Raw genomic sequence first — 20,063 nt, 5'->3', positions numbered from 1 at the left:
TCGGTGACGATTTCCAATGCTAGTTTTGGCCGGAACGTATCACTTCTTTCGGTTACCATCTTTGGGCATGGGTATCCACGGAGCATTATATGCATAGTCCAATGGTTCAATAATTGCTAGGTGCCCCCAAAGAACCTGAGATCGTCATGCAAGAGCCAAGTATCCGCAACACAATGATTTAAAACAACTATATAAATTTTTATCAAAAAAACAATGTCGACCCCCCCCCCTGCCCAAACAGCTCAGCTTATAACAGAAGCCGAACAGTTGCTGAAAAAACGTCAATATGACGTCGCACTGAGGATCTCAATCAAGCTCCTTCAGCATGCACCTGATTCGATTCCTGCCATGCGGGTCGCGGGACTAGCACTTTTGGGCTTGAGCAAAGCCAGGGAAGCACAAACCTTTCTGTCAGTAGTTTTCCAGTCAGGTAGCAATGACTGGGAAATCATTCATGCCTTGGCACATACACTACGAATGACCGGGGATCGCTTAACCGCCAGACATCTGCTCTCGCGTTTCGTCGAGACCCAGCCAAGGCATGAGGAAGCAGTCAAGGTTCTGAAATCCGATTGCAACCACTATTTTGATTTTTATCATATCCAAGAAAACAGTGGCCGCAATATCCATGACCATACTCCTCGCATCCCCACTGGCCACCATCCATTATTCAGCGTCATTACCGTATCCTTAAATCAGGCCCAGTTCATCGAGGACACCATCCGCGCGGTGATGTGGCAGGACTTTCCCAGCTATGAACATCTTGTCATCGATGGTGGATCAAGCGACGTTACTTTAGACATCTTGCGCAAGTATCCGCATCTGAAATGGACATCGGAACCGGATCGAGGCCAATCCCATGCGTTGAACAAAGGGTTTTCCATGGCGAGGGGGGAAATCATCGCCTGGATCAACTCGGACGATTTCTACACTCCCGAAACCTTCAAAAAGGTTGCCCAATGGTTCAGACAACACCCAAATGAACGTATTATCATGGGCGACAGCATGTGGATTTTTGAGCAGACAGGGCGGCAGTTCCTGCTCAAAAACAGGGAGAAGGGATTTGAAGACATCATCCGCAATTGGGACGACTTCTTCCATCCGTCCCAGCAATCGCTTTTCTTCAAACGCAGCCTACTTGAGGAAGTGGGACTTCTTGACGAAACTCTGCATTACACCATGGACTGGGACCTGTTTTTACGCATGACCCGTGTCCAGCCAATCCGTTACATTCCGGAACTTTTCTCAGCCTACCGCTTCCATGGACAAGCCAAAGGCGGATCAGGCGAAGATTGGTCGGATTTTTACCCAGACCAGCAACGCGTTTATGCCCGATACAAAAAGCATTCGAAGTATCTTCCACAACAGCCCCTGCTGACGGTTGCGCTTCCTTTGCCTAAGCCCATGATGGGAAAAAGGCAGTATCTTGATAACCTGAACCGCATTGCTAAGCATATCAGCACTGATATCATGCGGGACATGGAGATCTTGATCGTCACCGACGGTGATCCCGTAGAAACGATGCAACGAGGTATTCTTGAAGGATGTCCTGTCTCGTGTCGGTTCGTCCAAGGGGGAACACACGGTGACGGTTTTATCCACACTGTTCTCAAACATGCCCGCGGTTATGCCCTGCACTTCCCTCCGTTGGATAGACTCCTGCCCTTGCGATGGTACACGCCGTTGTTGAATCATCTCATCGATTATCCCAACCTGACGCATGTGCAGGACCGAAAGGTCGAATCTTCGCAGGCCTTGCTGCCGAACAATATCCTGTTGAACTCCACCACTCTCTATCGAACTGGATCACTCCAGGAATCCGCTGGCAAGTGGACATTTAAGCGGCCAAGCGCGTTGCCGGAATTAAGCGTTGTCGTGGCCACGCGCAAACGGGCTGACGTATTGAAGAGATTTTTGCAATCGCTCGTTGAACAAACTCTTGACCCGCAACGTTTTGAATTGATAATCGTCGATGATGGTTCCAGCGACGATACGCCTAAAATCCTCCAAGAATTCGAGAATAACGCCCCATTCTACTATGTGCATCAACGCCATGAGAAGAATGTTGGGCCTGGCCCAGCTCGAAATCGCGGTATTTCAATCGCACGCGCACCTATCTTGGTTTTTCTGAATGACGATGCCCTGCTGGATCCGGACGGACTCACTAGGCATCTCAACATGCATTACACCCAACCTGGCAAGCGCATTGCCGTCCTTGGGCGTTTTTCCTTCGCTGAACCCTACGTATCTACTCCTTTCGGTTTTCTGCTGGAACGCTCGGACCTGCTCTTCGAATACGCAAACATGAAGGGGCCGGGCCTATACAGCCACAACCATTTCTATGCTTGCAACATCAGCGTACCCGCACGTGCTGTCAGGGAAGTTGGCATGTTTGATGATGAGATACGTCCTCCGGCATGGGGTGCCGAAGATATTGATTTGGGTTTCAGGTTGTCCATGCACGGGTATGGAGTCCTGTACGATTGTAGGCTTGTGGCTTGGCATTGCCATGATCTCGACGCGAAATCATTTGAGGGAAGTTTTTTGATTCGATCAGGCGGAGCAGTGGCCATGTTCGCGAAAAATCCTGAGCTAACATGTCATTATGCGGAAATGAGCGGAAGTGATTTACAGCGTGTGCGGAAAATGTTGTCACAGGTCAAGCCCGCCGCGGAAAAGGTCGCAAGACTTGTTGATGCCATATGTTCTGTCTCGCGAATAGCGTCGGAAAGTAAGAATTGGACGCATCATGAAGTCCGATCCCGCATTGATCTTAACTATGCAATGAACCAGTGGCGAATGCAAGATAAAGAGCTGCAAATGTGCTTAAAACGCTTTATTATAAATCTTCAGGAGTTATTGATAAAATGCAGCAACGAAGACAACAGACTAATAGAGGGCAATCTAGATCTGCTGTACGAATCGATGCACTTCATGCGATGGCACTTTGATACGCGGGGGATATGTGCGAGTCCTTGGATTGAAAAATTCATTGATGCTCGGAAGTGAAATCATAGTAATAGCATTACTATTCAAAATCGATATATATAATAATTTTTTCTTTAGAATCTATACGCTGCCATCCAAAAAATTAGAATATCATTATTATCTTACGTTGATTGAACAATTTAGCCCTAAAAATAGCTTATTTTAATGAGAAACAATGTTCTGCTTTACTTATTTGCTAGTATTCTATTCACATCATTCACTGTAAAATTGGAAGGCTTACAGTCAAGGAGTTTAATGTGGAACAAGTCTCTTTTACCATACCAATTGCATTCACCAATTTTTTCAAATTCTAACGGAAGCTCTCTATTCAATTCCGAAAATAGATGATCAAAGGAATCATGATCAGCATAGTACGGTGACATCGATGTTTGTTGGCCAAATGATGGAAGTTCTAAAAAAGTAGTCTTTGCCATTTTAAGTTGATCGACAAACATTTTTTTTATATTTTGAGAAGAACCATTATTTGCGTACTTCAAATATACTATCCAATGAAAAACAGAAAAACTTATTTGGTAATCAAATACAATTGATTTTTCATTGAACAATTTAACCAAATCGTCAGTCAAGAGCGTATTGTATATAAAATTATTATATATGAAATGATCATTCTTTATTGAATGATGGATTTTTAGCCCCTTGCTTTCCTGGTTTCCTGTTCCGAACTCGCCTTCAATAGAAAAAATTTGAGCATTTGGATAATGACTGGCCAAGCTTAAGCTGAAATATCCATAATTGCTTCCAATATCCAAGACTTTAAAGCAATCCTTATCTATATGTGGAACAATCGCATCCCAACGGTATTTGTTGTGTTCTTTTCTGTAACCAACGTTGGGAATTATTTGTTTTTGTGGGGATATATTTTTATCACCTATGTAAAAAAATGGTATATACGATTTTCCATTCAATATCCTTCCAATCATACACATGGAACGATGAATGCCGTCTACTATTATCTGATTCTTGATTTCTAATGGATTTTGCTGCAGATATTCACCAATTTCTTTATCTGTAATTTCTTCTTTTTGGATATAATAATCAGGATTCACAAGATCAACAGAATTAGTCTCCCTCCACCCTTTAACTTCTTTTCGAAATCCGTATTTAATACAATTGATATAATGATTCATATGATCATTCTTGAGACGAACATCATGATCATATTGGTTTCTATCAAGATATTTACGGTCATTTTGAATTTTATGTATTATTTCTCTTACAGTAAAACTATTTTTTATTAAATCCTGATATATACATTTTGAACCTTGCGCATGATAATCGTGGTGTTCATGCAAGAAACGTAAACTTAAAAATTCATCAAGTTGTAACTGACTTACATGAGTATTTGACTGGCATGTTGAATGCACAAAGTCCTTCTTTTTGTTTACTTGAAAATATTTAACGCGAGTATTTTTCAGATTTTCCTCATATAACTCCCGATACCGCCCAGCCTGCAAAGGGAAATTATATCGGCTCAAGGCCGTCTCCCGGCATTTTGTCCGAATCTTGCTTCCTGCCTTTTTCTGCTCCATAATCCAGCGCATCCCACCGGCCAAACCATTTTCATCACCAACCGGGGATAGGTAGCCGTTAACCAGATGCTCCACCATGTCCGGAATGCCGCCCACGTCAAAGCCAACCACCGGCGTTCCGCAGGCCAGGGACTCAAGGACCACGTTGGGCAGGTTGTCTTCCAGGGAGGGGATGACCGTGACATCGGCCATGCTGTAGACCAGGGCCAGTTCAGATTCTTTGTCCACATAGTCAAAGGCAAAAGTGGGAAAGCCTAAGTGCTGGACCGCAGCCTGAGCGTGATTGCCAAAGGTGGCCAGGGCTATATGTTCGCTGGGAAACTGCGTTTTCACGTGCTCCAAAGCCCGCAACAGATACACGAAGCCTTTGCGGGCATTGGTCACGGAGTCCGCGCCAAAAAGGATCACGAAAGCGTCTTTAGGCACCTGCAAGGATTTCCTGATTTGGGCCTGGGGATAGGGCTTGAAAATATTCGTGGGCAGGCCATTGGGAATGACATGAACTGGAAAGGATGAAAGCAGTGAGCTTATTTTGACGCAATCAGCCATCCACTGGCAGAGAGCGACGATGGTGATGTCTAATTGTTTGTAGGCCGCCATTTTCCGCGTCCAGATCTGCCGGGAAAGATCGTTGTCCCGGCTTGACCCAAGCTGCGGACACCCCCCGCACTGCTGTTCATATTTTTGACAACCTGCGGCATAGTGACACCCACCGGTAAAAGCGTTCATGTCGTGCAGGGTCCAGACGATTTTCTTGGTTTTCAAAAACTCGACTTCCCTGGGAATATCCACGGTCCCGGCGATCCAGTGCAAGTGGATGATATCGGCTTCCGCAATTTCAGGCACGTTGGACAACTTCGTGGCTGCCCATGTGTCCGTGAAGATTTCAAGGCCTTGGGGGCGTTGAGGGTATTTGGAAATAAGTCTTTGGCTGTGGGCTTGAAATGCTTTCCAGTCGGAGGAAACAATCTTTTTGTGGGGAATAGGCGCAGAACAGCTTTTGGCAAAAAGAGGTATTGTACCTGGCTTCCAGCGCTGGATATTGTGAACGAAGAACAGACTGTTCACTCCGGATGAAAGCAGCCCGTCATGCAGACGCAAAGCCGCTGTTCCGGCACCTCCGTAGTCCTGCATGCAGAACTGGACAATGTTCGGCTTTCCTGAAGGTCTTATTGTTTTACTGTTGGATTTGGTCTGATCATAAATTGGCCGCCATGCAAACACGGACACTATATACTTGTCGTGCGCAACAAAATCGAATGGCGGAATGTGATCGACTTGTGCCCATGAAGCGGAATGGATATCCGATAGAACAAATTGAAAACCGGATTTTTCCAGACACCTCAAAAAATTTGCCAAGCTTTTATTGTCGTCGGAAAGTCTGTGAACCTCGATTATCATTCTTTGAACCCGGCTCAGAACAGGCAGGCAGTCCTCAATGATTTCGAATTCCGCTCCTTCCACATCAAGCTTGAGCATATCGATCCGCTCAAACTGTTCAAGATAGTCTCTCAGCCGGATTGAGGGGATAATCGTGCCATCCGTGTTGCTGATATGGCCGGAATCGTCCCCGGAAAGTCGAAAGCATACACCGTTGTTATCTGCCCAGACCGCCTTGGCATGTGAGGTTACATTATTCAGTTTGGCACTTTGAATATTGGATTGGAAAAGACGGTGAATATCTGGGTCGGCTTCAAAGGCGTGGATTTCTGACCTGGGATAGCGGCGAGCAAAATAAAGTGAGGCAAGACCGACATGGGCTCCACAATCAACAATTACAGGGCTTTGCTCCTCAGTTCTAAACCCATACAAATTCTTTATAAAAATTTGATCAAGTTCAAAATAAAAACTGTGTAAGTCAGCAAAATATAGCACAACATTATCAATAACTATACTGCCAACCTTGCAGCGTTCATATTTCGAGACCAAATTTCTAAGGTATGCTAGAGAATCAAAAAGATTCCCACAAAAAACATGTTTCATAGTGTATTTCTTGTAATAAAAAAGAAATAATATATGTATAATTATTTTAAACTAGAGAAATTTGAATTTACAACTCTACTTCCAAAAAAATGCATAATTATAAACAAATATTGAATGATTATAGTTAAATCAAACAAATTCCTAAATCCAGTCGGTGTTTAAACCAGGATTTCGATATGTCCTAGTAAGTTCTCGATACAATGACTTATCAATATTATCACCAGACACAGCTCTTGCAACAAGGCTAGCTCTTGTTACTGATAATTCACCATCACTTTTTGATGGAACTGTTAAAATTTTGATACTTTCATCAATTGTTTCAAACAAAGTAGACTTAAGCATTTCCTTAAGACACTCTAACGATGGAGCCCACCATGTGGTTATGTCATTATATATCTTTTGTTTTGGAGGCGAACAATTAAATAGCATTATAGGCTTATCTTCGTTAAGAACAATTGCTGTTTCCATGAGTAGGTGTCCACCAGTTTTTAAAACACTTCTTGCCTGTGATAGTGATAAAAGAGGATCTCTCAGGTGATAAAATATTCCTAAATGCTGAACAATGTCAAAAAGCCTATCATATGGTTTCTCACCCTTCCAACTTTCTTGAAGAAAAACATCGAGTCTATCAAATAAGCGATATGGAGAAACATTATAGTAAGGAACAACATTGCTTTGGAGCATTTCTCTGCAAAATAAAAATTTATAAAAATTTTCATAATAACAATCCGTTGCCACAACAATGTTTGCCCCTAATTGTTCTGCTTCGAATGCCCACATGCCATCAAAACTACCCAAGTCAAGAACAATTTTATTATTAAAATCTAAAACATTTCGTGTTTCACGAATCATATTCCAAATTTTATCATAATCTCTTCCAGGTGTCGTTATTCCATGGCCAAGGTAAATTTTATGATACCATGGTGAATATTGGAGAACTTTAACAGAAATTTCTTCCAGTGTGTACATTAATATCTCCAATGCCTTATAAGTTTCACAAGAACACCAAACTATATAGCTTTATAACCAAAAACTTGAATAATCGTTACAACAGAATAATGTCCAATTATTGCTTTCTTCCTTCCATTATCAATGAATTCGGCTTGCGCACAGAGCCGTCTGCCTCAATGTCTAATAGATAGCTGTCGAAGTCAGGTATGCTGGATTTGTCGGCCCGGCAGACTTTGATGTCCACAAAACCCGCTTCCTGGAGCAGCTTGCCCAGGGAGTAACGGTCGTACATCCATTGATGGATTTCACCAGAAAGGCCGGGCTGGCCAATCTTTTGAGGATCAAGAACGTTGCCGGACTGGCTGGCTGGTTGCTTTTTAGAGACAGGGTTAGAGCGAATTTTTGCGATGGCGTCTTTTACTTCAGACCCGAGACGCTCGATGACGAAATCTTCCGCCGGCATAGGGTTCTGTCGCCAATATTCCAGCATGGCCCCGCCGGAATGGTTGCGGATCATCTGGTCGAAGAGTTCCAGCATGATCCATTCATATCGCTTTTGGGCCTCTTCATCGCCCTTCAAGGACTTTTCCAGCAGAATGAGATACAGGCGGACAATATTTTCCTGGTCCGGCACAACCACCCGGATGATCCCTCCGGGCTTGAGGATGCGGTAACAGTCTTTTAGAAAAGAAGACGCATAGCCTTTGGGAAAGCGTTGGAGCAGATGGGAATGGTATACAGCTTCGAAATTACAGGATTCAAAAGGTAGCCCTTTCTCCAAGTCATGAGCGATGACAGCAGGACTGCTGGATTTGAAGTCCACGTTCGTCCACGCAGAATGAAACCGCTTGCCACAACCAAGGTTCAAGTAACGGCAAATTGAATCAATAGCGTTTTTTCCGAATCTATTTGCACAATCATTTTGTATGCTTATTTTTTTAGCTATTTCATTCAAGAAAGCAGCTTTTTGATCCTCATTGTTATGAATATAATTTTTTATTTGATCTTGAATAACATCTTTAGAAGATATAAAAAAATGTTTCCCGCGTTGAAACATATCTTCAGAAATCATAAAAATAGTTCTTAGCTCTTGAGGAGTTTTAATTTGATCAAATCCACCAATATGATTTGCAATATTCTGATGATCTTCAGTTATCTGTTCATTAAATTCTGAAAAAATTTTTTTTATATGAATAATTAATTTAGATTTCTTAGGATTATTATGTGGACCTGGTATATCATTTCTATGCAATGTAATTTTAGTACCAACGCTTGGTATATATAAAAAAGGCTTATTCATGTAGACACTGTACACCAAGTGAGTACCAATAGAGTTAGACACAACTGCATCAGATAATTCAAAAATTGATTTCAATCTGCATAAAAACCTATTATTGTAAATATGCCCTGCAGTTGTACACAGAAAACCATGTTTCTGGTATTTCTTATGTATACCACGAAGAATATCTTTCCAATAAAGACAAACAATCGTGGTATCATAGCCTTGCAAGCTATTTGACATTTTCGAGATAAAATCATCTATATCGTAATCAATATCAATCCAATGCGTTGAATGTGCTGGTATGATTAATAAAGTTTTACCTAGCTCACTTTTATATTTTTCCATCTCTTCACATTCAACCAAAGGATTCGAATAATGAATATATGGACCAATTGAAAACAAAAGCTTATTTGAATATTTTGATATTACTCTATGCCGTTCATTGCTAAAGCATATATATGAAGGTAATTCAGCATCTTGCTCGACACTCCACATATCTTTATTGTATGTTAAACCATGTGAAACTACGCACTTAAGTTGATACTCATCAGGTAAATTGCAATATTTTTTCAATACAGTTGCATGACCATAATAATCATTTGGCTTACATATTTCAAATGTATTCAGCTTGTCATCAGTTGAACCAGCTAACATGTTAATAGATTTAAAAAACATAATCACAATCCAAGATATGTACAAATTCAATTTACATAAGTAAAATATTATTATATCAAGAAGTAAATCAGGTTATTATAAAGCAAAAATTACTTATCCCTAATGAGCTATGAGCTTCATTCCTCCATTTATCGCTGGTCTCATCCATCTCCATCACAGAAAATGCGTGCCTGCAAAAAAAGTCTGGCTTGACCTTCCGATGTGTGAGCAAGCCAATGGCTGCGCATTGTGCGTTGTCAATATGGATGCGTATTTGTTTGTCCTTGTCTCCCAGAAAAACCTGACCTTTAGTCACACCAAGGCCGTGGGAAGCGGATACCAGAAATGACGCTGGAGCGCCGTGGTTTACTTCGCATCCATGCAGTGAAAACTTTTCCAGATCATGACCGCCGTTATGTGTTGCATAAAAAAGAGTTTCGGGGTCAAAAGCTTCCGGGTTCAGGGTTACAGCGCCCAGACGCAGGGAGCCGATGGGCATTTTTTGCCAGCTAAGGGCATAGGAGATTCTTATGATTGGTCCACCTTGTTCGCTGGTCCCCACGACTATGACCTTGTTAATGGTACCCAGCGGAGTGTTGATTGTTCCGTGAACACTGACGCGGCCTGGAACAGATTCATCGACCACAGGCTCAACCACTGTCAAATCCGTGACTTTTGGCTTGCCGGGCATTTCAAGTACCAGGTGCCCACTGAAAAAGTCCGCACCCATGCTGATGTCGTCAAAATATCCATGGGGCAGTGTGCCGACCAGTGGGAGGGATGACAGTTCCTTAAACCAGAGGTTATGAATGGCCAGTCCTTTGCGGCAGTTGAGTTGCAGCTTACTGTGATGGGATTCAATTTCTAAAAGATTTGGCCCACGGAATACACGGAAGGGCATGGAAGCAGAGTGTTGATGTCCAAAGCCTGATGCCTGACGTCCGGAAACCGGGGTCGGTGGTCCGGAAGCGGGCAACATTCTTGATCCACTTTCATTTCCGTGTTTTCCTGAGTGTTCCGTGGGCGAAAAATCGTCTGTCTTTAAAACCTTTTCTTTGAAATCTTCCAACCGCAACAAATAGTTTTTCAACCTTTTCTCTGTAATATGCGTCCTGAAATCACTGCTCCACAGATAGCAAAGTTCCTTCCAGTCCTGCTCTCTTTCTTCTCTCTTTTCCGTGTCTTTCCGTGGATTCCGTGGGCTAAACTCTTCTTTCTTATTTAACGCCTCAAATATCCTCCAACAATCCGTATTGATCCTCAGATCATGCGCTCCAGTCACAGCCCAGCGGGTCAGGTTGTACTTTTCCTGCTTCTTGACCGGTACAGGCTGCTCAGCGGTCTCGAGCCGCAACCGGTTCCCGGCATGGGAATTTTCCATAAGCTCCAGAACTGAGGACGGGCGTGTGAATTGAAAACGCTCATTCTCGATAAGATGCCAGAAAAGCTTCTCAATTCTTCTCCACTCCCCATCAGTTTGCAGTGCGGCTTCGGTATGAAAGCGCCCGGGTCGGAAATCAAACATTTCCGCATCATTGCCATAGAGGCAGAAAGACCGCTCGGAATCGGAAAGATGGCTCTCTAAGTACTGCATGTATTCGCCCAGATCCATCTCCCCATGGGCATAGCGCTGAAACTTCTGGAAAGATATCGACTTGTTCCAGATTAATGCAAGTTCCTCGCCATACTGCCCTACCGCCCTTTGCGGAAGATAGCGCCATTCCGGGTCCCATTGGGGATGAAACCGGGCAGGGTTGTTCCATTCCATGATGATGGCCTTATAACCAACATCAAGGTAATGGCGCAATAGGCCCGCTGAATAGGCCTGCTCATTGACCAAGGCAATCCTGGGCTTTAGTCCAAGCAGTTTTTCATACACCCTGTTGCCGACCCTCAAATTAGCGGCATTTACTTCCGCTGGCACCAGAGGCCCGATAACTTGGGTGTATCCGCTGCCAATGAATTCCACCAGACCCTGCCCGCAGAGCCGACGCAATTCAGCAATCCACTGCGGGTCAAGGCTGTTGATCACTTCCAGGGTATAGCCCGGTGCTTCTATGCCGATGGGTATCCTGAGTTTATCCGCCAACTGCAGAAGAGGCCGGTAACAGCGCTGGATGACATTCAACCGCTTTTGTTCCTCAATGGAGGAATAAGTGATGTTGAGGTGGAAGAAGGAGTAAAGATGCATGGCATATTATTTGTTTATCAACAAAGCTCATGATAAAGCTTTTTGCGTGGCATGTGGATGGTTTTTAAAGCTTTTTGTATCTTGGGACGTACTGCGTTTGCGGCAACTGAATACAACTCTTTCAATTCGGTATGTGACAGACTTTCGTTACGCATGAGGGGCAAGTCTTTATTGTTCATACGATAATCATCCCAGTTAAAACTCCTTATCCATCCATTTTGTTTCCCAATTTCAAAAACAGGTGTGCCTGGCAAGGGAACAAGGATGACATAGCTCGGTAGGTCAATTTCATCTGTTTCGACCGCAAATTTTAACGTCCTTTCAAACGATTCGCGGTCGTCACCCAAATTGCCGATCATGAAATTGCCGATGGTGAGTATCCCGAATTCTTTGGCCCATTTAAGGGTTTGTACCACTTCAGGGACTGAGATTTTTTTATTGGTGGCCCTTAAGACGCGTTCGTCCACGCTTTCAATACCGACAGAGAACCGGACGCACCCGGCTTTGGCCATGGTTTCGAGCATTTTCCGGCTAACTCCAGTGACGCGAAGGCGACAACACCAGAAGAGGTCAAGTTTGCGTACCATGAGTTCTTCGCAAAAACTCATCACTCGGTTATCGCTGATGGTGAATGTATCATCCATCACGTCGAAATTGCGGACGTTGTAGCGTTTGGAGGTGTCTTCCACTTCGTCAACCACATCTTTAATGCTACGAAAGATGGTCCGGTAGCCGAAAACGGTGTGGTCACAGAAATTGCAAACGTTGGGACATCCTCTGGCCGTCATGACATTAAAATTTCCTCCGTGCATTCCAAATGAGACGTTGTAATCACGATGTTGGTAATCCTTCATGGGCATCAATTGACGTGCAGGCCATGGAAGTGCATTCAAATCGATGATCCGTTGGGACCTGGCTTGTTCCGCATTTCCTCCTTTCCAATGTAGGCCAGGAACTTTGTTGCGATCGAATTCTTTCTTGCTGAGTTCATTGACGAGAGCTATAAATGATTCTTCCCCTTCACCAACAATGACATAGTCTATCTCGTCAACCATGGTGAAGCTTTCAGGAACTGTTGAAGGATGCGGTCCACCCATAACGGTAATTCGGTCATGGTTGTCCTGCTTCAGAAGTTTGGCAAGACTGAGTGCTTTTCCATAGTAACTTATCATTACAGAAATCCCCACGACCTGTGATCCGAAATCAGTAACTGCTTTAACGACGTCCTCATCAGTGGGATAAAACGCTGCTTCAATGAACTGAACGTCATGGCCGGATTTTTTCAAGCACGCCGCAATATAGCCGATACCTAACGGTTGTTGTGACGGCAGATACGTCAATCGCGGATGAATGAGAGAAATGCGCATGAGCTGTCGCCTCCTGTTTTATACAGGTTCGGTAACGAAATTAATATGATTGATGGCGGCTTCGGCTCGTTTTATGGCGGTTTCACGGTCCGGTGCGACGCAAACCACCCAGCCTGCGCGGTCGGCGTGTGAGGCCATCCGATTGATAACACTCCCAACTGTGCCCGTAATGATAAGTTCGAGCAGTCCATCGGTTTGGCGGGCAGTTTCTTCACCGTCGATCCGGACCACTTTGCCCGGAGGCGGAAACATATAACGTACCGCCACGCCACGATGATGGGTGGGGGTGAGGTATTTTAAGTCGGGAATTTGCCCGGTCGCGGCCTGCAATGCTGCATGGAGCAATCTGACGCCGTTTGATTCCGGGACAATCATCGATGCGAACTTGCCTCCACCGATCCGGCCTGCGATCTCGATGACCTTCGCGCCATCCTTGGTGAAAATCATGTCGCCTTTGGCTACGCCATTGTCGATGCCAAGGGCGCGAATTCCGGATATGAACATGTCATTGACAGCCTTTTGCTCATTTGCGGACAATGCTGAAGGCAAGGTCGCTCCGTTCTCCAGCACATTGGGAAAATAGCGCGAAAGGTATTCGTAGTTGCGGTCTGCAAAGCCGGTGATGACAATTTTGCCATCGATCACCAGCGCTTCTGTGCTTATTTGCGGTCCATCCTCATAACTTTCCAGAGTCACGCCCCGCTTTTTGACGTTTCTGGCCGCATATGCAAACGCCTCGTCGATATCGCTATCCGGGGTGACTTGCAAAATTCCTCTCGCGCCTGAATTGTCGTTGGGTTTGATAATCATGCGGCGTGGATTACGGCGTATGATGGCTTTGACTGCCTCGGCATTTTCAACCGCAAAAAAATCGGGAACCGCCACCCCTTTTTCACGTAAGGTCTGCTTCATGCGGAATTTATCGACGGTGAGCGCGGCGGATTCAACAGAAATACCGGGACTGCCAATGGCTTTTGCCGCCATGGCGCAGGATACGGGGATATCGCAACCGACCAGCAGAACACCGGAAAGATTGTGCCTCGAGTGATAGTGCAACGCAAATTCCGTCAGAGTTTCTGCCTCTCCAGGATCCAGCTCAAAAAATTCATCGGCAAGCGGGCGGCAAGCGGAATCGGGGTTGCGATCGACCGCAACAATATGCATGTCTAATTCTTTCGCCGCCAGAAATGCTTCTTTTTGCGCGGGTCCCGCAGGAAAAAGCAGGATTCGTTTTTTGTCACTCATGGCCGTTCCACTCGTAAAGGGTTATCAGTTCGACGCCTCGCGCTTTCAGATATTCAAGTTGACGCACTATTTCCGCCTGAAATGCATAGCTGGAAATTATTACGTACTCTCCGTTCCAATCCTGTAATGCAGCCGGATCTTGTATCGGCAGGCCCAAAATGGTGTTCCCGTGTTTCCTGGTGTCACTGTCAAATACGGCGTCTAGCTTGAGTTGCTTAAGTGGAAAAACCAGATCGAGGTCGAGGGTGTTCAGTCCTGCTCCGTATATTGCACCCGTACCCTTGTGGATGAGACACTGCATTTTGCCGAGTATGCCCTCGACTACCCTACGGCGTTCGGCGAGATACGTATAAACCCGTGTCTTAACAACGTCGGCTGCTGGGTAAATTGGCGTGGCTGGAAGCGATGCCGGCTTTGCTAATACTCGCAGATGATAGCCATTTTCGGCAGAATGGAGGACCTCGAATTCTGCTTCGACAAGCATGGCGGTGAGCGTTTCCGCGACAAAAGTCGTCGGATGGATCGCCTTGAACACGATGGCGAGTTGGCATTCTGCAATAGTCGGCACTTCAAGAAACAGGTACCCATCAGGTTTCAGTTCTTTTTTGATACGTTGCAACATGGAAAGAGGGTCCGAGACATGCTCCAGAACATGAAACATGGACATGAGATCATAGTACCCGGGGCGCAAGGGAAAATCGTCATATACGCTGCCGGTTATTTTCACTCCGTATGTATTGCTTCCCAACCCAGCCATGGCCTGTGAAGGCTCCACTCCCTCGGCTGGGACACCTGCGATGTTGAGTTCAGAAAGAAATTCTCCTTTCGCGCATCCTATCTCGAGCGCGGTCTCCACTTTGGAGATGTCGATCTGTTGTTGCAGAAAAGCGATGCGGCCCCGCGCCATGTCGCGTCCAATGGTTTCGCTGGCGGAATAATTGCCGCTGTAGTCGTCAACATAAAACTTTTTCATTTCCTCTGCGGACATGGCGGGATAATGGAAAATCAGCCCGCAGATTTCGCAAATTACGTTGTAGCCGACTTTCGCAGCCGGTTCGCCGATATCAAGCGGAGCTGCGGCGTGGGATCGGCAAAGGTTGCACGTGGGTCGGTTCATAAGAATTTCCTGCCGTAGACGACCAAGGAATCACCTAGTAGATTCTGGCTGGCAAAGCTATGGTACCGCTCTTGTATGCCGTCTAGTGCCAGCAGTTCGAGGCGCTGTTTTGCCGAAAGCTCCAGCGCTTCGGCGAACCGTTCAAGATAGATGCCTTCTGTGTGCCACGATACGGGTTCCGCGCCGGTATCATAAAGCAGGCGACCTAATGTTTGCGGAGTAAAGTCGCAAAAATGGTTATCCGGATGTGTGGAAAACCATTTTTTAGGTGTGAACCGGTACATTATTCCACCCGCATGGGGTACTTTTATGGCTATGTGTCCTCCTGGCCTGAGCCATGAGAGGATTTTGGCCAGGCTGCCACGTGGGTCTACAAAATGTTCCAGCACAAGGCTGCAAATAATCGCATCGAAAGAATCTTTTTCATACTCGACAGTCTCTACCGTACCCTGCTGTACTTCTTTGAGATTAAGTTTGTCATGGGCATAGCGAACGGCATAATTGGAGATATCGAAGCCAGCCACTTTCCATCCCCTGTCTCTTGCCAGTTCGAGGTAGAAACCCAGTGCACAGCCAATATCGAGGAGTTTGCCTTTAGCAGGCTGAATTTCTTCCAGTACGTCTAGGCGTGCGCATGCAAAGCGGAGAATATTTTCTTTATCTGCCTCATAGCTTTCGGCGTTATCCTGTATGCGTTCTGCCGTGAAATATTCTGTCGCATATACATTTTTCAGAATATTTCGATTTGGACGAACGTTCATGTAGTCGAGACCGCAGATTTTACATTTCACAATATTACGGCCGTTGCGTTTGGCAATCGGGATGAAATCGTCACCATCGCAAACGTCGCAACAATACAAATTAAAGTCTTTTTGCAATGTTGCAAACAACGCATCAGCCACGCGGAAAACCCCTCGTCCGTCAATTTTATTCGCTCCGGTTTGCGCCAGATGTTCCCGCGTAGTTTGGTTGCTGATGAGATGGTCCAAAGCGACAGAAAGTGTCTTGGAATCGAAATCTTCGGCCAGGCCGAGGTTACAAGTCGATCCATCCTGGGCATAGATGCGCGCTACCCGGTCGTGAAATGGCGCTGGATTGAGTGTCACGACCGGAATGCCGAGACAGTTGAGCTCGGCGACCGTATTGCCGAATTGAATGATCGCCAAATCGGCCATCGCGGCTATTTCCGAAAAAAACCGGGATGCGCGATGAATTCTGTAAGAAAAAGGGACGTCCCTTAGAAGTTTTTCAAGCTGTTCTTCATGAGGAAACAGTTGCCCCAAGAAACAGTCCACATGTAAGGGATGCGTCAGGAGTTTTAACGACGCAAGGGCCAGACCGGTCATGAAGTTTTCATCGGCTCCGCCCATCGCAACAAAGATGCGCCGGGCTGTTGCCGGATGCTTGCGAGCACTCCGGTTGCTTCGCAAGTCTCGGAAGCGCTCGGCGATCATGGTGTTGTCTGAGCCAGGGAGTCTGGACAGGAGGTCGTATCCTTCGATTACCTGAGCTGCGACGCCGGGGTAGGCGAAAACATTGCAATCGACTTCTAACCTGCCATTTCCCTGATTGCCGTAAAGCCACACTTTGGTACCGGCCTGTTTTAAGGCTGCCACTTCTTCCTGGCTGATTTCGCGTTGTGTGTCCCATAGCAGCAGCGCAATATCGTTTTCTTTGACAGCTTCGATTTCTTGGCCTGAAGTGAGGGAGACAACTGCAAATTCCCCGGGTTCAGTGAACAGCGACCGAAGCACATCGGGAGTCCGGGTCAGGAAGATTGGCGCCCAAGCAAAGCGATCGCGCAGGGTGCGGGCTAGGTTCAATTCGCGATGCAAATGTCCCATACCTTCGCTGAGCGATCCGTCAGCACGAAGCCCGACGCGGGGTGATGCATATGGTATGGTATTGTGCGACATCAGTTTTCAGCCAGCATTTCGGGCAGGATTAAAATGTCCTGGGCGATATCTACTAAGGCTTTCCTGCCAACGACTTCGTCAATTTCGCGAGCGGGTATACCTGTGCCAGGGTTTTTCACCGTCAGCATATCGCGGTAAACAATTTCTCCGGCCTTTATGGCACGGACTGAAACTACGCTTGAATGATATTTCCGACGCGTGATCCATTCATCTTCCGAGACAGTTTTCTTGGTAGTTCCCATTGCCGCCTCGACACCCCGGACTTCCATGACCAGTTGGGCTAGCTCCCCCATGTCAAGCGCGATTTTATGGTCGAAACCTTCGCGGTCGCGGTTCAAAGTGACATGGCGTTCCAGGCTGACCGCGCCAGCCGCTATTGCGAGGAGCGAGGAGGTGTTTTCGATTTCATGACATGAATAGCCGACCGGAACATCATACCGTTCAGAAAGAAAACGTATCATTTTGAGATTGGCTTGATCCAGCCTGTGCGGATAAATCGACACACAATGAAACATTCCGAAGGGAACATCTGCCTTTTTGAGCATTGCCACCGTCTCGTCGATTTCTTCGAGATGCGCCATGCCGGTCGAGAGTAAAATTGGATTTTTTTCAGGGAGCTGGCAAATATGTTCTATGAGTGGTTTGCGGGACAAAACATGGCTTGCGAGCTTGAGGGCGCTGCATCTCAGCGGAAGCATTTCGTCGACTGATAAGTTGTCGAATACCGAAACGATAAAGGGAATGCCGATTTCATCGGCATATTTTTTCAGGTCTTGATACGTGCGAACATCGAATTCGATATGTTCGCGAATCTGCCGATAGGTCGAGCCAAAATGTGGGAATCTTTCGTCATTGGCGTCCAGCACCTCGCCGATAGCGAGGTTGGCTACGTCACGTTTTTGAAATTTTACCGCATCGGCACCGGCTTCTTTGCATTGAGCGATGAGTGTGCGAGCAACTTCGGGGTCTCCGTCGTGACACAGGCCGATCTCAGCGATAATAAAAACGCGGCGGCTTCCACCGATGATGGTGCCATCGTTGAGGACTAATTCTTTCATCTGGTCGGGCTCTCCATAAGGGATCGATCGTTGACCTTGGTTTGTTGTACGTGCCGGTTGTGGGCAGAAAGTTCCGGTCGCGCCTCGAGATAGCGGATGACGTTCCAGATCGGGATCGGGCGGCCGGGCTTATATAATTCGTCGTAGATTGCGCTCACCAATTCATAATCGGCCAATTCATCTACGGTGAGCCTGAAATTGTACGCGTTCAGCGCTGCATAGGGCAAGACCTCTTTTGCATTGAACAGGTGCCTGTTGCGGCATGCGTAGGGGAGACCTCCGTGCTCACGGTCGGACGCGTCGGTGATTTCGCGGTCGAGACGGTAGAGAAGCTCGGCTGTCATTACGCTTGCCCCGGCAAAAATCATCCCTGCTGTAAGGCAATAGGTCAGCTCGCAGCTCTCTTTTTCGATGATTGCAAGCCGCTGATCGATAAAATCTGTTTCAATCAGCGGGCAGTCGCAGGTCACTCTTGCGATGACCTCCGCATTGGCGTGGCGAGCCGCTCCCGCGAGCCTTTGCAGGACGTCGGGCAAAGAACCGCGATAGCAGTCGACACCTTCGCGTTGGCAAAGCGCGACAAGTTGGTCGTTGGAAGCGTGTTCCGCAGTCGCAACGACGATATGGTCGATGTTGTTGGCATGTTGGAGCCTTTCGACCACATGTAGGACGGAGGCTTTCCCGGCCAACGGTAGCATGACCTTGCCAGGAAGACGCGAAGAGTCCATCCGGGCTTGAATCAGGGCAACTTTGCGCATTGGCCTGTCCCGTTGCTCATCAAGGTGCGTGGCAGTGGAGAAAAAGCCGCAATCGCTTCATGAGCGATCTTCCCCAGTATCCCATCAATTTCTTCAGCGTTGATTTCGCTTGTCGGACGCAGTTCGATGATGTCGTCGCCAGCCAGAGCTTCGCCGGGGAGTATGTCACGGGCGGAGTAAAGTCCACGCCGCGCCTTGATTTTGATGGACGGTTCAGCGCCTTTGGCTTCTTTGCTACCATCACCGATGGCTGTAAAAGTATGATGCACATCTGCCACCAGCTTTATGAATTCAGCTATTTCAAGGGCATAGCCGTGATCGACACCGACTCGATTTCGATCGTCCGTTATATGCTTTTCGAAAATTGTCCCTCCCAGAGCACAGGCTGCCACAGCCATGCACGAGCCCGGCGTATGGTCGGACAGTCCCGAGGCTAGACCGAAGCGAGAGGCAAGTTCAGCGACCGCACGCAGGTTCATGTCCGCATACGCCGGAGGATACATCGACACGCAATGCATGAGTCCGATTTCGTTCGTGCTATGTTTCCGGAGCTCGGACAGGGCGCATTCGATGTCAACGAAGTCCGCCATTCCTGTAGACATGATGATCGGCAAGCCGGTGTGCGCGATTTGTTGCAGCAGACGGAAGAACGTCACATCGGAAGACGCAATTTTGATGAAAGCCGGGTTGACATCAGCGAGTTGTTTAATTCCGTCCCTGTCGAACGGCGTAGCCGCAAAATCGACTCCAGCTTTTTGCGCGGCGTCGGCAAGATCGGGCAGCCATTCGCGTGGTGTGGCGACTTTTTGAAGGGTGGCATAGGCTGGATGTGACGGTAGTACGAGCGTTTCGGCTTTGAAGAGCTGAAACTTAACCGCATCGGCACCGGTTGAAGCTGCCTGGGAGATTAAGTCGAGTGCGCGTTTTTTGTCGCCGTCATGGTTAGAGCCGATCTCGGCTATGATATAGGGCGCTTTTTTCTTCCATGGTGCCTGGATCATGG

Annotated in this window: 12 protein-coding genes; 1 reads left to right on the top strand and 11 read right to left on the bottom strand. The window is 46.6% G+C overall.

Translation table 11 applies throughout. The features are described 5' to 3' along the window. The first annotated feature begins 213 nt into the window (after positions 1-213). Positions 214-3,009: a glycosyltransferase gene (locus tag C6366_RS13530; protein ID WP_107738761.1), complete on the top strand. Its 2,796-nt coding sequence runs from the start codon at positions 214-216 to the stop codon at positions 3,007-3,009. Between the two features lie 164 nt (positions 3,010-3,173). On the opposite strand, the gene C6366_RS13525 is transcribed toward C6366_RS13530, so the two are convergent. The 11 genes from C6366_RS13525 to C6366_RS13475 all read right to left on the bottom strand — a co-directional run bounded on the left by C6366_RS13525 (position 3,174) and on the right by C6366_RS13475 (position 20,061). Beyond that, complete coding sequence (locus tag C6366_RS13525; RefSeq protein WP_107738759.1) at positions 3,174-6,521, bottom strand: FkbM family methyltransferase; 3,348 nt, start codon at positions 6,519-6,521, stop codon at positions 3,174-3,176. A gap of 141 nt (positions 6,522-6,662) precedes the next feature. Next, positions 6,663-7,490 carry a DUF1698 domain-containing protein gene (locus tag C6366_RS13520; RefSeq protein ID WP_107738757.1) on the bottom strand — a complete coding sequence of 276 codons (828 nt, stop codon included), beginning with the start codon at positions 7,488-7,490 and terminating at the stop codon, positions 6,663-6,665. A gap of 97 nt (positions 7,491-7,587) precedes the next feature. Then, positions 7,588-9,429 carry a methyltransferase domain-containing protein gene (locus C6366_RS20095; protein ID WP_199221512.1) on the bottom strand — a complete coding sequence of 614 codons (1,842 nt, stop codon included), beginning with the start codon at positions 9,427-9,429 and terminating at the stop codon, positions 7,588-7,590. Between the two features lie 67 nt (positions 9,430-9,496). After that, the gene (locus C6366_RS13510; protein WP_107738753.1) at positions 9,497-11,599 is read right to left on the bottom strand and encodes a glycoside hydrolase family 57; all 2,103 of its coding nucleotides are present in this window, start codon (positions 11,597-11,599) and stop codon (positions 9,497-9,499) included. 17 nt (positions 11,600-11,616) lie between these two features. Further along, positions 11,617-12,966 (bottom strand): radical SAM protein, encoded by a 1,350-nt coding sequence (locus C6366_RS13505; protein WP_107738751.1) that lies wholly within the window; start codon positions 12,964-12,966, stop codon positions 11,617-11,619. Positions 12,967-12,984: 18 nt separating this feature from the next. Further along, positions 12,985-14,211 carry an ATP-grasp domain-containing protein gene (locus C6366_RS13500; RefSeq protein ID WP_107738750.1) on the bottom strand — a complete coding sequence of 409 codons (1,227 nt, stop codon included), beginning with the start codon at positions 14,209-14,211 and terminating at the stop codon, positions 12,985-12,987. Continuing rightward, positions 14,204-15,328: a class I SAM-dependent methyltransferase gene (locus tag C6366_RS13495; protein ID WP_107738748.1), complete on the bottom strand. Its 1,125-nt coding sequence runs from the start codon at positions 15,326-15,328 to the stop codon at positions 14,204-14,206. Before C6366_RS13495 ends, C6366_RS13500 begins: the two co-directional genes overlap by 8 nt. Further along, positions 15,325-17,244, bottom strand: a complete 1,920-nt coding sequence (locus C6366_RS13490) for a methyltransferase domain-containing protein (protein WP_107738746.1) — start codon at positions 17,242-17,244, stop codon at positions 15,325-15,327. Before C6366_RS13490 ends, C6366_RS13495 begins: the two co-directional genes overlap by 4 nt. Next, positions 17,244-18,302 carry an N-acetylneuraminate synthase family protein gene (locus C6366_RS13485; protein WP_107738744.1) on the bottom strand — a complete coding sequence of 353 codons (1,059 nt, stop codon included), beginning with the start codon at positions 18,300-18,302 and terminating at the stop codon, positions 17,244-17,246. Before C6366_RS13485 ends, C6366_RS13490 begins: the two co-directional genes overlap by 1 nt. After that, positions 18,299-19,060, bottom strand: coding sequence for an NTP transferase domain-containing protein (locus C6366_RS13480; protein ID WP_107738742.1), 762 nt, complete (start codon positions 19,058-19,060; stop codon positions 18,299-18,301). The genes C6366_RS13485 and C6366_RS13480 overlap by 4 nt, the downstream gene beginning before the upstream one ends. Beyond that, the gene (locus tag C6366_RS13475; protein WP_107738740.1) at positions 19,042-20,061 is read right to left on the bottom strand and encodes an N-acetylneuraminate synthase family protein; all 1,020 of its coding nucleotides are present in this window, start codon (positions 20,059-20,061) and stop codon (positions 19,042-19,044) included. Before C6366_RS13475 ends, C6366_RS13480 begins: the two co-directional genes overlap by 19 nt. Positions 20,062-20,063: the final 2 nt, after the last annotated feature.

This window comes from Desulfonatronum sp. SC1 (assembly GCF_003046795.1).
Lineage (GTDB): Bacteria > Desulfobacterota > Desulfovibrionia > Desulfovibrionales > Desulfonatronaceae > Desulfonatronum.
This window is presented reverse-complemented; position numbering and strand designations above follow the sequence as displayed.